A 13,992-nucleotide genomic window follows, 5' to 3' on the forward strand; every position below is an offset into this window, starting at 1 on the left:
CCCGACCCGCACCGGTCGCTCTCACTGAGCCTGCTTTTCCTTGCGGCGGCGTGCGACGAAGGCCGCGCCTCCGGCGATCAGGATAAGACCGGCACCCAACGACATGAGCACGACCTGCCCCTGTCCACCCGTGAGCGGCAGGTTGGGCACATCGCTCTTGACGTTGCCGATCGCACCGTCATAGCTGGCGAGGTCGCCGGCTGTGACCGTGGTCTCGCCGATCTCGACCTGAACGGCCAACAGCGCCGCGGCACCCGTGGGGGTGACGAAGCCGGCGGGCGCCGCCGTCTCCTTCAGCACGTAGCACCGCGTGGCGTTGTCGACGGGCGCGTTCGAGCTGTCGGAGACGAACAGACCGGGCACCAGCACCAGCCCGTTGGTCGACGTGAAGGTCGTTGCCCCGTCGACCTCGATCGGATCGACGTTTACCGTGCTGACGTCGGTCGTGCATGTTGTGGCATACGGGGTCGCGGCCTCGTAGACCTCGAACACCGCGCCATTGACGGCCGTGCTGCCGTTGCCGGCGTCGTACTTGAACACCTTCACGTCACCCCAGTTCTGGGTGACCGCCGGGGACGGGATGCTCGGAACTGCGGGCTCGTTCGGATCGAACGGCTCGTTGGGGTTGACGGGGCCACCCGGCGCGAGCGGCGGGGTTCCCGGCGTCACCGGCGGCGTCGTGCCAGGCTCGTTTTCGGTGACGAGGTAGGCGATGTTGTAGATCTCGCCGGCATCCAAGCCAAAGCTCGCGACCGGGGCGATCGAGCTGACGGTGCCGCTGAAGACCGTCGTGACCGACTGTCCTCCGCTGGCCTTCAGCGTCGTGAGGCCCGCCTGGGTGAAGCTCACCATGAGCACATTGCGATCGGTGACCACCGTGTAGTCGACGTCCCGAACGAGTGCGGTCGTGCCCAGGGTCACGCTCTCGACCGCCGTCGGGGTCAGACGCGGATCCATCGGGTCGACCACCGTGTAGCTGGTGAACTGGTTGCCATCGGCGATGCGCGGAACAGTCGTGACGACCTCGAAGCTTGCGGTCGCACCCAGACCCAGTTCGGTCTGCGCGTCAACAGTCTTGGTGATCGTCGGCGCGAGTCCGTTCTTCGGGTAGGCGTGGACGTTGTACAACCAGCCGTTGCTGTTGGTGGGGGCCCCCGCCTGATTGTCCGGGAAAGGAACGGTCACGACGAACGGAACGGCGATGTCCGTCGCGTCGGTAGGCGGCGTGGTCTCGCAGATCAGATAGGCGCCGAGGAGCGCGTTGGGCTGAGCCGGGCTCGCGTTGACGAGCGAGAGCGTTGCGATGCCGCTGGCATCGGTCGCTGGCAATGCCGTACCGGCACCTAGGGTCCAACCGCTCAGCGACGGGGCTGCACAGGCGTCAGCCGGCACAGCGACCGTGCTCAGCGTGTTCCAGTCCGCGGCATCCGTGACCGAGAAATCTGTCAGCTGATATGCCGTGAAGACAACGCCGGCGATCGGGTTGGGCAGGGTCGAGCCCGGGGCCTGGGGATCACCCGACACGGGTGTTCCCCCGGACTGGTGCTCGTGCTTGTGGATCGTGATCGAGCCGTCGGCGTTGGCGTTGATATTGCCGTACTCGGGGTCGGCGGCGAGCGCGGGAGCACCGAAGCCCACGGCGCTCAACGCCACGACTCCGACTACGGCCGCAATGCGGGCGCCCCACCGGGGGGATGTGTGCGAACTCACGATGAGACCCTTCTGAGATGTGGTCGGGATGTTGATGCGGTCAGAGATGTCGTGGGAAGTCATATCGGGGAGTCACGCGGCCTTCTTCTTCGGTGAATCCAGGCGCCGAGAAGAGCAAGTCCGATGAGCATGCCGCCCGCAATCACGAAGGCATCACGGGCGGTGCCGCCGGTGAGCGGGATCTCCGGCATCGGAATCCGCTCATTTTCAAACGACGCAGCGAAGCTGTAGTCGAGCGCGCTCGGCGAGATGATGAAGGTGTGGACTTCGTCGCTCCTGATGAACCCGGCGGGGGCTTTCGACTCCGTCAGCGAGTAGGTTCCGTGAAGGAGCTGGGTAATACGGAAGTGCCCCGCTCGGGCGTCGCGGTCGACGTACGTGCCACTGCCCGCGCACAAGCTGTCACTCGCGGCGATGCAGTCGACCACGATCGTTCCGGCCGGCACGTTCGGACCGGTAAGTGCCCATTCCGCCCCGGACAAGAACGTGGTTGTTGAGGCGGCGTCGACCTTCTGCCAGGTGACCGATCCGGCCCGCTGCCGATTGACGAAGGAGCATTCGACGCGGTCGCCTGCCTTCACGCCGGACACCTGCACGGTCGTGGCGGTGATCAGCACCGTACGCGGTTGACCGATCGGTGGGGTCACTGTGCAGTAGCTGCCCGCGAGCGAGCTGCCGCTCCCGGTTCCCGGGACGAGATCGTGGCCGGGCTGTTGCGCCTCAGCGACCTGGAGATTGACGAATGCGCTCGAGTTCGGGATACCCACGGTCCACGGCGTCGGCACAGCTCCACCGGAGATCGTGGTCTTCGTCGCTGGTGTCGAGATCGTCGTCCCGGCCGTGCTGGTGGTCAGACGAGTCGAGGTTATGGCCCACCCCACACCTGGCGTCGGGTTGGCCCCACTCGGATCGAGGATCGTCTTGGTCGCCACGACGGTCGCATCGAACACGGGCGTGTTGGTGATGGTGCAGACGAGTTGCTGACCGGCTTTTCCTCGAGCTGTGCCGAGGTCGGCAGCTGACGGGATGGGACCCACACTCGCCTGGCGTGCGGCGCCCGATGGGGAGAGGACCGCAGCATCACTGGGTGCTGTGTCATCGCTCCATTGGCAGGAGTAGCTCGCGATGTATCTATTGAGGTCGGCGGGTGCACCGACCTCGCGGATCACGTAGCTCTTCCCCACAGTCACGACCATCGAGCCCGCGTACTGCGTCTGGATTCCGGTGGTGGAGCCGGCGGTCGTCGCGCTCTGCACCACCACATCGTCGATGCCCGTCCCGGCGCCGTCGGCACGGATTTCGAGGCCGAACTGGTCGGTTGAGACAACGCGCCCGTCGACCTCCTTCTGAAGCCGCATCGTGGGCGGAAGGCCGCAACTCGCGAGATCAACAACGCCGGTGGTCGTGTCCACGATCCCGTTTCCGTTGGTCCCTCCCATGGGCTGACCAGTGCTCGGGTCGAGCCGCTTGATGCCGAATCCTCCCGAGGCAAACAACTCACCCCGTCCGTTGAACGTGATGCCGTTGAAGGTGTCGTTTGACGCGAGGAACGCGATACGCACGGCGTCGCCGTTTGAGTTGACTTTCCCCGCGTCAAGGCGCGCCAGCACGTGTGTTGTTCCCAAGCTCCACACCAAGTAGAGGTTGCCGCTGGCATCGAACGTGATGTCACCGTTGGCATTTCCCGTACCGGCGCCCGGTATGGAAATGTTGCGGACGAACTGGAATGTCGAGGCATCTGCGCGGACGACGAAAAGTCGGAAGTTACTTCCGCTGTAGCCGCCGAAGTAGTAGTCGCCCGTCGTCGGATCGATCGCTCCGCCAACAAAGTCGCTGGGGGTGGCGGGAGTCGTCGCTCCGGTTCTGGTGAGAATCGAGGCCGTCGGCGTGCCATTCCCGAGTGCGGCCGTCCACTTTCTCATGACCAGTTGGCCACTCCCGTTGGGCGCCTGTGTGACGGCGATCGCCGCGCTTCCGTCCAGGTTGACCGCGAGCGCATTCTGGTTGTCGGTTGTGCCGAAACTCACCCGGTTGGGAACTGTCGTTCCGGTTGACATTCCTGAGCTCGTGACGCGCTTTGCATACTGCCCGGCGGTCGTACGGTGTAGCGCGTAAACGCTGTCCACGCTGCAGTCGAGTGCCTGCGGCGGTGTCAACTGGTTCGTGATCGTACAGGTGAGGACCTGACCGTTGTAGCCGGCGGGGATCGCGGGGAGCATCGACTGCAACCGCCCGTTGGCGCCAACCGAGAGCACACCGCGGGCAAGCTCTCCGCCCCCACTCCAGGTGCACGCGAAGCTCGCGGCGTATCCCAGCAGCGTTCCGGCACTCCCCGCCGCACCCTCGGAGATCGTGTAGGTCACACCTTGTTCAGCCGTCGTCCGCGCGACCGTAGCGGTCTGCAGCCCGTTCGTCGTGCCGGTCGTTGTGTTCTCGGTGAGGAGCGCGTTGTCGAAGGTGCGATTGACCGCCAAGTGGAACTGGTGCCCGGCCGTGCGACTTGCAATGTTCTTCTGAAGATCCAAACGCGGCGGCACATCGGCAGCGTTCTTCGCCGTGTTCACGACGGTGCACGCGAGTGCCTGCCCGTCGCGGTCGGTCGGGATGCCCGGCAGCGTCGCGGAGGCGCGCCCCGTGTTGATGTTGTAGGTCAGCGATGACCCCGCGGCGACGAAAGTGCTCCCGTCCGCCCACACGCATCCGTAAGTGAACGTGTACGCGCCCAGACTCGCGCCCGCGGCACCGGTCTGGGCGATCGTGTACACCGCCCCGGCGACGACGTTGAGCGGGCCGGCAGCCGGCGCCTGAGGGCCGGTGGCGGCGGAAGTCGTGGTCGTCGCCTGGGAAAGATTCGTCTGCGAGCCGGACTGCCGGATGTCAAGCGTGAACTGGTCGGTTGCGGCGAAGCGCGCGCTCGTCAGGCTCGCCTCGAGCGTGAGCGCCACGGCTTTGGCCACGTTCGTGATCGTGCAGGTCAGCGCCTGTGCGTTGCGGCCGCTGGGGATCGGCGGGAGCGTAGCCTGCGCGCGGCCGCTGTTCACAGACAATGTCGCCCCGGCAGCAACGAAGATGTCGCCGTTCGCCCACGTGCAACCGTATCCCAGAATGTAATCGGCGAGGCTCGCCCCGCTGGCGCCGGTTTCGGCGATTGTGTACACCGCACCGGCTGTCACCGACAGCGGTCCGACAGCGGGCGTCTGAGTGCCGGCTGCAGCACCCGTAGTCGTCACTGACGCGAGATTCGCGCCACTTCCGGAAAGCCGAACATCGAGCGTGAACTGGTCTCCGGAGTTCAGGCGACCGATCGGAAGATTCTTCTGCAGGGTCAGCGTCGGCGGCACGCTACCGCAGCTCGCGAGATCAGTTATCGCATACCCCGACTTCGTAGCAGTGCTGGTCAGCGCGCCCGTCGTCGCGTTGACAATTGCCAGCGTGCTCGTCGGCGGGTCTGCCGTGCTCGCTCGGGAGACCCACAGGTTGCCGGAAGAATCGTAAGCCAGGCCGCTCCAAGGCTGATTTGTCGTTGTCCCGATCGCGACGGTGCGCACTGTGGCCGTGAAGCCAGTAGTCCCTGCCGTCGTGCGCACCGAGTTCGCAGCAAGCTGGTAGAGCCGACTGCTCGTGCCGCTGTTCGCGTGACTCCAGAGGATCAGGAGGTTGCCTTGAGCGTCGAAAGCGATATCGCCTCCGGCACCGGCGCTGATCTGGTCGCTCGTGAACAGCGTGACGCGCGACACCTGCCCGATCCAACTATCGGCGGTGACGTTGTAGGCAAAGAGTTCGAGGTGGACTTGCCCTAGAAACGTGCGCGTGAAGTTGCCGAAGTAGAGATAGTCGACGCCACTGATGCGTGTCATGGCAGCTAGGACGGGCGTTCCCAGGTTGGCGACGTTGCCGATATTTGCGGAGTAGACGGACGATGCGATGTCACCGGTCGCGGCAAGACGATAGATCGATAGCTGATCCGCGACACGCGCCACAGACCACGCACCGGATCCGTCCGGTGAAATCGCGAGCGCGCCAGCCTGGTTTCCGATAGTTCCTGTGACCGCATCGCTTCCGGCGCCCTCCAGCAGGAGGGAACGGACGCTTGTGGCCGCGGCGGGAGTGTCGAGCGAGTACACCCCGGGAGCGCTGCAATAGGTGGCGCCCGCCGCTAGGCGCGCGACGCTCGGTCCGGCGGCCTCCTCCGTGGGCGTTCCGTCGTTCACCACGGGCTCTGCGTCGCTGTTCGCATTCACATCGCCCGACTCCGTCGAGACGATCGGAGCATCCACGTCGTCGACAGCTTCCGCGACCTCGCTTGACTCGGTGTCGGGCGTCTCAATCGCCTCCGGCTCGGCAGCAATCGCAGCGGCGTCGGGCTCGGGCTCATCCGCGGGCGGGGACACAGACCCAACTGATTCGGAGTCGGGCAGCGCGTCGCCCTCGATGACGGCCGCATCGGGCGTGGGGATGAAAGTCTCGGCGCTGCTGATGGTGGGGGGCATTCCGGCAAAGAGCAAGGCGCCGCACAGGACACCGACGAAGAGGTTGTACGTGCGCCGGCTCAACGGCACGGTTCTGGAAGTCGTCGTCGCGCGAAGACGCGACGAGCTTCCGTTCCGTGCAGGCGTGCGCATAACGTACCCTCCCGAGAAGGTGCCGCCGCAGTGTGCGGGATGCGACGGGAACGACCCTCCCACAGAAGAGCCGGCGTGACTCTCCCCCAGGAGGATACTGTTCACGAGCCTATAGCGACATCCCGACTCAAAGCGAATCGACGGACGCGATCACGGCAGCACGCGTACGACGACGCCTTCCTCAGAGACCGGCACGGAGGCAACGCCGTCCACCGGTGTCACCGTTGTAACCTGACCGCTCACGGCGGTCACCTCGACGGCGCCCTCCGCCTTCATCTGCACCGTGGTGGCACCCGCCGGAGCCCAGGCGAATCTTGTCAGATCGTCGCCGTCGCCGAAGGCGTACGAGAGCACGTCAGCAGACAAGGGCTCAGCCGCGGCGGCCTCATGATCAGCGAGGTGGGTGATCACCAGTGCAACGGCCATTGCGACCGGCTTGGGCGGCAGAGCGGTGACACCCGAGATCGGCTGGCCGAAGAGCCCGAAGTTCCCCTCGTGCACGGTGGGATCCGGGCTGTCGTTGATCAGGTCGTACCAGAAGAACTTCTCGACTCCGTTGCCGAATGCCGTGATCGAGGCTTTGAACGCGAACTCCGCTTGTTCGAGCTGCGACGGCATGCCGCCTGTGGAGGTCGATCCGAGCTCAGTGATCCAGATGGGCAGGGTTCCCCCGCCGTAGGTCTGCATGCTCTCTCGTGACGTCGTGATGATCGTCCCAAGCGCGGCCGGGTCGGTCACGATCTGATAGGGGTGGTAGCTCGCGGCATCCGCATACGTCATGCCACCGGCCTGCCAGAGGCCATCGAACCAGGCCGCGTCATAGTTGGCCGTCGACCCCGCAACCAGCGGAAGATCAGGATCGACCGCGCGAACGTTGTCGTGGACGGTCTGCAGCAGCGGGACGTAGCACGTGGGCGCCGTGCCGCAGCCGGTCTTGTTGAAGCGTTCGGAGTGGTCTCGAAGGATGTTTTTAAGCACTGCCGGACAAGACAAGAGGGGCCGGGAGCGATGCCCCCGACCCCTCTCCGAGTGGATTCTTACTCGTTGCCGACTGCCTTGTCGATGTTGTCGCGCACGCCGTCGACATGGGCGTCGACGCTGTCGGGAGCCACCTTCTTGACGAACTCAGCGGCGGCGTCGAGGACGTTGTCGCTCACGTCTTCTGCCTGATCGCTCTTGATCACCTCGTCGATCTTCGCCTTGTTCTGCTCCAGGAAGTCCTTGCCCTGATTGACCAGATCTTCGATTCCCATTACGGCCCCTCCCGCGCGCAGACTCTCCGCACACAGAAGACATCTTGGCGTGAGTGCGGGCGACTTGTCACGCGTGATTTCCGCGGTTGCCGCGCGCGCCGCGCGAGGAGATGTACACCCATGAGGTGGATGCCGCGGCATCCACCCTCCACTCGGTACATCTCCTCCCGGGGAGCACGCGGGTAGACACAAGACACGCAATACACGCGCCGCGGAGTGCGAGGCGCGAGCTGCCGTGCCCGTCCACCACGCGGCTCATTGCCCCGCTCGTCCTCCGCGCACCGCGCGAGGAGATGTACACGCACGAGGAGGATGCCGCGGCATCCACCCTCCGCTCGGCACATCTCCTCCTTGGGAGCGCGCGGGCACGCAGTGAAGAGGCGCGGCAGGAGTATGCGCAGAGATGCCTCCACAGGTCGGTGGGGGCCGAAACTGTCCACAGATGCGCGCACAGCATGCTCCGGGCTTCGGGCGGCGCGGCACGCTGTGCAGATGAGTTCCTCCTCTCGCGCTGCCGCACTGCGCACTGTCACCACCCGCGATGGTCTGGCTCGCCTTCGCGACCTGCGGGATGCGGGGCATTCGCGGCGCACGATCGACGGCCTGCGGGCGGATGGCGCCCTGATCACCGCCGGTCGGGGATGGGTCGCGCTTCCCGGGGCCGACCCGTACCTCGTGGCCGCGGCGCGCGCCGGAATCGTGCTGACGTGCGTGACCGCCGCCGCGCGGCGCGGGTTGTGGATGCCGGAGGGCATCGCGACGCCGCACGTCGGTGCCCCCGCTCACTCCAGCCGCGCTGCAGGACTCCCGGCGCGTGTGCACTGGACTGCTCCCCTTGTCCCCCGGCATCCGTCATCGCTTGTTGACCCCATCGAGAACGTGCTGCAGATCGTGGCGACCTGTCAGCCTTATGAACATGCGCTCGCTGTCTGGGAATCCGCACTCCACCAGAAGCTCACCGACATCGATCTCCTCCGCGGCTTCACCTGGGGGCCCGCTGCGCGGCGGCTACTCGCCGACGCGCAGCCGTGGTCCGATGCCGGGCTCGAGACCTATGTGGTCCCGAGGCTGCGGTGGCTGCGCCTACCGCTCCGTCGGCAGACCTGGCTCTACGGTCACCGCGTCGACCTCCTGATCGGTGACAGACTCGTGCTGCAGATCGATGGCGGCACCCACGTCGGACGGCAGCGGGAGAGCGATATCGCCCACGACGCCGAGCTCCGTCTCCGGGGATATACGGTCTTCCGCGTGGGCTATCGGCAGATGATGCACGACTGGCCCGCCGTGCAGGATCTCCTCATGCGCGCGGTCGCCCAGGGGCTGCACCAGGCGCGCTGAGCGCGTGCACGACGGGAGGAGAAGTACACAACAGAGGGCGGATGCCGCAGCATCCACCCTTATATGCACACATCTCCTCATGCCGCGTACACACCGGGCGAAGAACACGGGCCACCGCCGCTGGACGCCGCACAGCGGGTGGATGCCGCAGCATCTACCCGCATGCGCGCACATGTCCTCGTGCCCGGCGCCCGGACCCGGTGCACGGCGCACCAGGGTCTGAGTAGTGCCAACGGAGTTGGGCGCCACGGCAGGAAATGACCACAACAGAGGGCGAATACCGCAGCATCCCCCTCATGCGTGTACATCTCCTCACGCCGTGTACACGCAGGGGCAGCACAGGCGCCCCGCGCGGGGTGCGCTGCGCGCTGGCACACCGGGAGGAGAAGTACACAACAGAGGGCGGATGCCGCAGCATCCCCCTCATGCGTGTACATCTCCTCACGCCGCGTACACGCAGGGGCAGCGCCCCGTGCGCGCACGCGCGAGGACGAGCACAGACACCCCTCACACTCACACCCGCACAGCACAGAACGCCCCCGGGAGCACGAGGCTCCCGGGGGCGTTCTAGATCACGCGGTATTACTTCAGGATCTTGGTGACGGTGCCGGCACCAACGGTGCGGCCACCCTCACGGATCGCGAAGCCGAGTCCGTCTTCCATGGCGATGGGCTGGATCAGCTCAACCGTCATGTCCGTGGTGTCGCCGGGCATGACCATCTCGGTGCCCTCGGGCAGGGAGATGACGCCGGTGACGTCCGTGGTGCGGAAGTAGAACTGCGGGCGGTAGTTCGTGTAGAAGGGGTTGTGACGGCCACCCTCCTCCTTGGACAGGATGTACGCCGTGCCCTCGAAGTTGGTGTGGGGCGTAACCGAACCCGGCTTGACGACAACCTGGCCACGCTCGACGTCGTCACGCTTGGTGCCGCGCAGGAGCAGACCACAGTTCTCGCCGGCCCACGCCTCGTCGAGCTGCTTGTGGAACATCTCGATACCCGTGACGATGGTCTTCTGCGTCGGGCGGATGCCGACGATCTCGACCTCGGAGTTGATGGCCAGCGTGCCACGCTCGGCGCGACCCGTGACGACCGTGCCACGACCGGTGATGGTGAAGACGTCCTCGATCGGCATGAGGAACGGCTTGTCCTTGTCACGCACGGGGTCGGGGATGTTCTCGTCGACGGCTTCCATGAGCTCGACGATGGAGTTGACCCACTGCTCGTCACCCTCGAGAGCCTTCAGGCCCGAGACGCGGACGACGGGAGCGTTGTCGCCGTCGAAGTTCTGCGAGCTGAGCAGCTCACGGACCTCGAGCTCGACGAGCTCCAGGATCTCCTCGTCGTCGACCATGTCGCTCTTGTTCAGCGCGACCAGCAGGTAGGGAACGCCGACCTGCTTGGCGAGCAGCACGTGCTCACGCGTCTGAGCCATCGGACCGTCAGTGGCGGCGACCACGAGGATCGCGCCGTCCATCTGAGCAGCACCGGTGATCATGTTCTTGATGTAGTCGGCGTGACCCGGGGCGTCGACGTGCGCGTAGTGACGCTTCGGGGTCTCGTACTCGACGTGCGAGATGTTGATCGTGATGCCGCGCTGACGCTCTTCGGGAGCGGAGTCGATCGACGCGAAGTCACGCTGCACGTTGGTCGCGGACGGGAACTTGTCAGCAAGCACCTTCGAGATCGCTGCGGTGAGCGTGGTCTTGCCGTGGTCGACGTGACCGATCGTTCCGATGTTTACGTGCGGCTTGGTGCGCTCGAACTTGGCCTTAGCCACTGGGTCCTCCTCAGGACGTTCGTGTAGAGGTCCCGGTCGCTGGTTTGCGACCGGTGCTCTACGGGGATGGTGTCAGTGTAGTTGACGGTTCTGTATTCAGTTTGGGTGGATGCTGTGCGCCTCCGTGGCGCACAGCATCCGGCCAGGCGGTGTTACTCGCCCTTGTTCTTCTGGACGATCTCGTCGGCGACGGCCCGCGGGACCTCCGCGTACGAGTCGAACTCCATCGAGTAGACGGCGCGGCCCGAGGTCTTCGAGCGCAGGTCGCCGATGTATCCGAACATCTCCGACAGCGGAACGAGAGCACGGACGATCTTGATGCCCGAACCATCCTCCATCGACTGGATCTGGCCGCGACGGCTGTTCAAGTCGCCGATGACGTCGCCCATGTACTCCTCGGGCACGCGCACCTCGACCGCCATGAGCGGCTCGAGGATGACGGGGTTCGCCTTGCGGAGCGCCTCTTTGAAGCCCATCGATCCGGCGATCTTGAACGCCATTTCGGAGGAGTCGACATCGTGCGATGCACCGTCGAGCAGGATCGCCTTGACGCCCACGATGGGGTAGCCGGCGAGCACGCCGACGTTCATCGCGTCCTGGAACCCCTGGTTGGTCGGCTCGATGTACTCACGCGGGATGCGGCCACCGGTGACCTTGTTCTCGAACTCGTACGTCTGGTCGGACGCGAGATCGAGGGGCTCGATCGCGAACTGGATCTTCGCGAACTGGCCCGAACCACCGGTCTGCTTCTTGTGCGTGTAGTCGTGACGCTCGACGGCCTTCTTGATCGTTTCGCGGTAGGCCACCTGGGGCTTGCCGACGTTGGCCTCGACGTTGAACTCGCGCTTCATGCGGTCCACGAGGATGTCGAGGTGCAGCTCGCCCATGCCCTTGATGACCGTCTGGCCGGTGTCGGCGTTCAGCTCGGTGCGGAAGGTCGGGTCTTCTTCGGCGAGCTTCTGGATCGCGACGCCGAGCTTCTCCTGGTCGGCCTTGGTCTTCGGCTCGATGGCGACCTCGATGACGGGCTCGGGGAAGGTCATCGACTCGAGGACGACGGGCGCGGCCGGGTCGGTCAGGGTGTCACCGGTGGTGGTGTCCTTCAGGCCGATGACGGCGTAGATGTTGCCGGCGGAAACCGCCGGAACCGGGATCTCCTTGTTGGCGTGCATCTGGAAGATCTTCCCGATGCGCTCCTTCTTGCCCTTGGTCGAGTTGATGACCTGCGCACCGGAGTCAAGGCGACCCGAGTAGACGCGGATGTAGGTGAGGCGACCGAAGAACGGGTGCACCGCGACCTTGAATGCGAGAGCCGCGAACGGGTCCTCAGCGTCGGGGTGGCGCTCGATGATCGCGTCGTAGTCCTTCGGGTCGTGCGCCTCGATGGCGCCGACGTCGAGGGGGTTCGGCAGGTAGTCGATGACCGCATCGAGCATGGGCTGCACGCCGCGGTTCTTGAACGCCGACCCACACAGCACGGGGTAGATCTCGCTCGCGACGGTGAGCTTGCGGATCGCGCCCTTGATCTCGGCGACCGTGAGCTCTTCGCCACCGAAGAACTTCTCCAGCAGCGCGTCATCGGTCTCGGCGACCGTCTCCAGCAGACGCTGACGGTACTCGGCGGCCTTCTCGGCGAGGTCGGCGGGGATCTCCTGGATCTCGTACTTGGCGCCCATGGTCACGTCACCCTTGGAGTCACCGGGCCACACGAGCGCCCGCATCTCGACGAGGTCGATGACCCCGAGGAAGTCGTTCTCCGCACCGATCGGCAGCTGGATGACGAGGGGCTTGGCGCCCAGGCGGCTGATGATCGTGTCGACCGTGAAGTAGAAGTCGGCGCCGAGCTTGTCCATCTTGTTGACGAAGCAGATGCGCGGGACGTTGTACTTGTCGGCCTGACGCCACACGGTCTCGGACTGGGGCTCAACGCCCTCCTTGCCGTCGAAGACGGCGACGGCACCGTCGAGGACGCGGAGCGAACGCTCCACCTCGACCGTGAAGTCCACGTGACCGGGGGTGTCGATGATGTTGATCTGGTTCTTGTTCCAGTAGCAGGTCACAGCGGCAGACGTGATCGTGATGCCGCGCTCCTTCTCCTGCTCCATCCAGTCAGTCGTCGATGCGCCGTCGTGCGTCTCACCGATCTTGTGGTTGACACCCGTGTAGAAGAGGATGCGCTCGGTCGTCGTCGTCTTGCCGGCATCGATGTGCGCCATGATGCCGATGTTGCGGACCTTGTTGAGGTCGGTGAGCACTTCTTGTGCCACGGGGTGTCCTTACTTGTGGTGGGGAATGTCGCGGGGATGACCGGCCCAGGTGGGCCGGCCATCGGAAACGCTGATTACCAGCGGTAGTGCGCGAAGGCGCGGTTCGACTCGGCCATCTTGTGGGTGTCTTCGCGGCGCTTGACCGCGGCACCCAGGCCGTTCGAGGCGTCGAGGATCTCGTTCTGCAGACGCTCGGTCATCGTCTTCTCACGACGACCCTTCGCGTAGGAGACGAGCCAGCGCAGCGCGAGCGTGTTGGCGCGGTGCGGCTTGACCTCGACGGGCACCTGGTAGGTCGAGCCACCGACGCGGCGGCTCTTGACCTCGAGGGTCGGACGGACGTTGTCGAGCGCCTTCTTCAGCGTGGCGACGGCATCCTGACCGTTCTTGGCTTCGACACCCTTGAGCGCGGTGTAGACGATCGACTCGGCGATCGACTTCTTGCCGTCGACGAGGATCTTGTTCACCAGCTGGGTGACGATCGGAGCACCGTAGACCGGGTCGTTGACGACGACGCGGCGGGGTGCGGGTCCCTTGCGAGGCATCTAACTCAACCCTTCTTTGCGCCGTAGCGGCTGCGAGCCTGCTTACGGTTCTTGACGGCCTGGGTGTCCAGGGCGCCACGGACGATCTTGTAACGGACACCGGGGAGGTCCCTGACACGGCCTCCACGGACGAGCACGAGCGAGTGCTCCTGCAGGTTGTGGCCCTCACCGGGGATGTACGCGGTGACCTCGGTACCGTTGCGGAGCTTCACACGGGCGACCTTGCGCATCGCCGAGTTGGGCTTCTTGGGCGTGGTCGTGTACACACGGGTGCAGACGCCGGCCTGCTGCGGGTTCGACTTCAGGGCGGGTGCCTTGGTCTTGGTGACCTTGGGCGAGCGACCCTTGCGAACCAACTGCTGAATGGTTGGCACGTTCTCTCCTTGTTGTGCTGCACGGTGACAGCGTTCGTGGTTTCACCACAAATCCACCGGCGCGGCAGAAGAGCCATGCTTTTGGGTGGTGGATATGCCGTGGGGGC

The 13,992-nt window shown here is 65.3% G+C and carries 9 protein-coding genes; 1 reads left to right on the forward strand and 8 read right to left on the reverse strand.

The window, feature by feature from the left end; translation table 11 throughout:
- Nucleotides 1-21: 21 nt before the first annotated feature.
- The 4 genes from Q0653_RS10260 to Q0653_RS10275 all read right to left on the reverse strand — a co-directional run bounded on the left by Q0653_RS10260 (nucleotide 22) and on the right by Q0653_RS10275 (nucleotide 7,585).
- On the reverse strand, nucleotides 22-1,710 hold the full coding sequence (locus Q0653_RS10260) for a SpaH/EbpB family LPXTG-anchored major pilin (protein WP_298944496.1): 1,689 nt from the start codon (nucleotides 1,708-1,710) through the stop codon (nucleotides 22-24).
- Nucleotides 1,711-1,769: 59 nt separating this feature from the next.
- The gene (locus tag Q0653_RS10265; RefSeq protein ID WP_298944497.1) at nucleotides 1,770-6,263 is read right to left on the reverse strand and encodes a SpaA isopeptide-forming pilin-related protein; all 4,494 of its coding nucleotides are present in this window, start codon (nucleotides 6,261-6,263) and stop codon (nucleotides 1,770-1,772) included.
- A 219-nt stretch (nucleotides 6,264-6,482) separates the two neighbouring features.
- Nucleotides 6,483-7,310 carry a glycosyl hydrolase gene (locus Q0653_RS10270; protein WP_298944498.1) on the reverse strand — a complete coding sequence of 276 codons (828 nt, stop codon included), beginning with the start codon at nucleotides 7,308-7,310 and terminating at the stop codon, nucleotides 6,483-6,485.
- A gap of 59 nt (nucleotides 7,311-7,369) precedes the next feature.
- The gene (locus tag Q0653_RS10275) at nucleotides 7,370-7,585 is read right to left on the reverse strand and encodes an Rv0909 family putative TA system antitoxin (RefSeq protein WP_298944499.1); all 216 of its coding nucleotides are present in this window, start codon (nucleotides 7,583-7,585) and stop codon (nucleotides 7,370-7,372) included.
- Nucleotides 7,586-8,077: 492 nt separating this feature from the next.
- Between Q0653_RS10275 and Q0653_RS10280 the strand changes: the two genes are divergently transcribed.
- On the forward strand, nucleotides 8,078-8,923 hold the full coding sequence (locus Q0653_RS10280) for a DUF559 domain-containing protein (protein ID WP_298944500.1): 846 nt from the start codon (nucleotides 8,078-8,080) through the stop codon (nucleotides 8,921-8,923).
- Between the two features lie 582 nt (nucleotides 8,924-9,505).
- Here the strand turns inward: Q0653_RS10280 and tuf are convergent.
- The 4 genes from tuf to rpsL all read right to left on the reverse strand — a co-directional run bounded on the left by tuf (nucleotide 9,506) and on the right by rpsL (nucleotide 13,885).
- Complete coding sequence (tuf, locus tag Q0653_RS10285; protein ID WP_261606362.1) at nucleotides 9,506-10,699, reverse strand: elongation factor Tu; 1,194 nt, start codon at nucleotides 10,697-10,699, stop codon at nucleotides 9,506-9,508.
- Between the two features lie 152 nt (nucleotides 10,700-10,851).
- A complete protein-coding gene (fusA, locus tag Q0653_RS10290; RefSeq protein WP_298944501.1) occupies nucleotides 10,852-12,966 on the reverse strand; it encodes an elongation factor G in 2,115 nt (704 codons plus the stop codon).
- 74 nt (nucleotides 12,967-13,040) lie between these two features.
- Nucleotides 13,041-13,511 (reverse strand): 30S ribosomal protein S7, encoded by a 471-nt coding sequence (rpsG, locus tag Q0653_RS10295; protein WP_023954027.1) that lies wholly within the window; start codon nucleotides 13,509-13,511, stop codon nucleotides 13,041-13,043.
- A 5-nt stretch (nucleotides 13,512-13,516) separates the two neighbouring features.
- The gene (gene rpsL, locus Q0653_RS10300) at nucleotides 13,517-13,885 is read right to left on the reverse strand and encodes a 30S ribosomal protein S12 (RefSeq protein ID WP_298740550.1); all 369 of its coding nucleotides are present in this window, start codon (nucleotides 13,883-13,885) and stop codon (nucleotides 13,517-13,519) included.
- Between the last annotated feature and the right edge of the window lie 107 nt (nucleotides 13,886-13,992).

Source organism: uncultured Microbacterium sp. (assembly GCF_947488465.1).
Classification (GTDB): domain Bacteria; phylum Actinomycetota; class Actinomycetes; order Actinomycetales; family Microbacteriaceae; genus Microbacterium.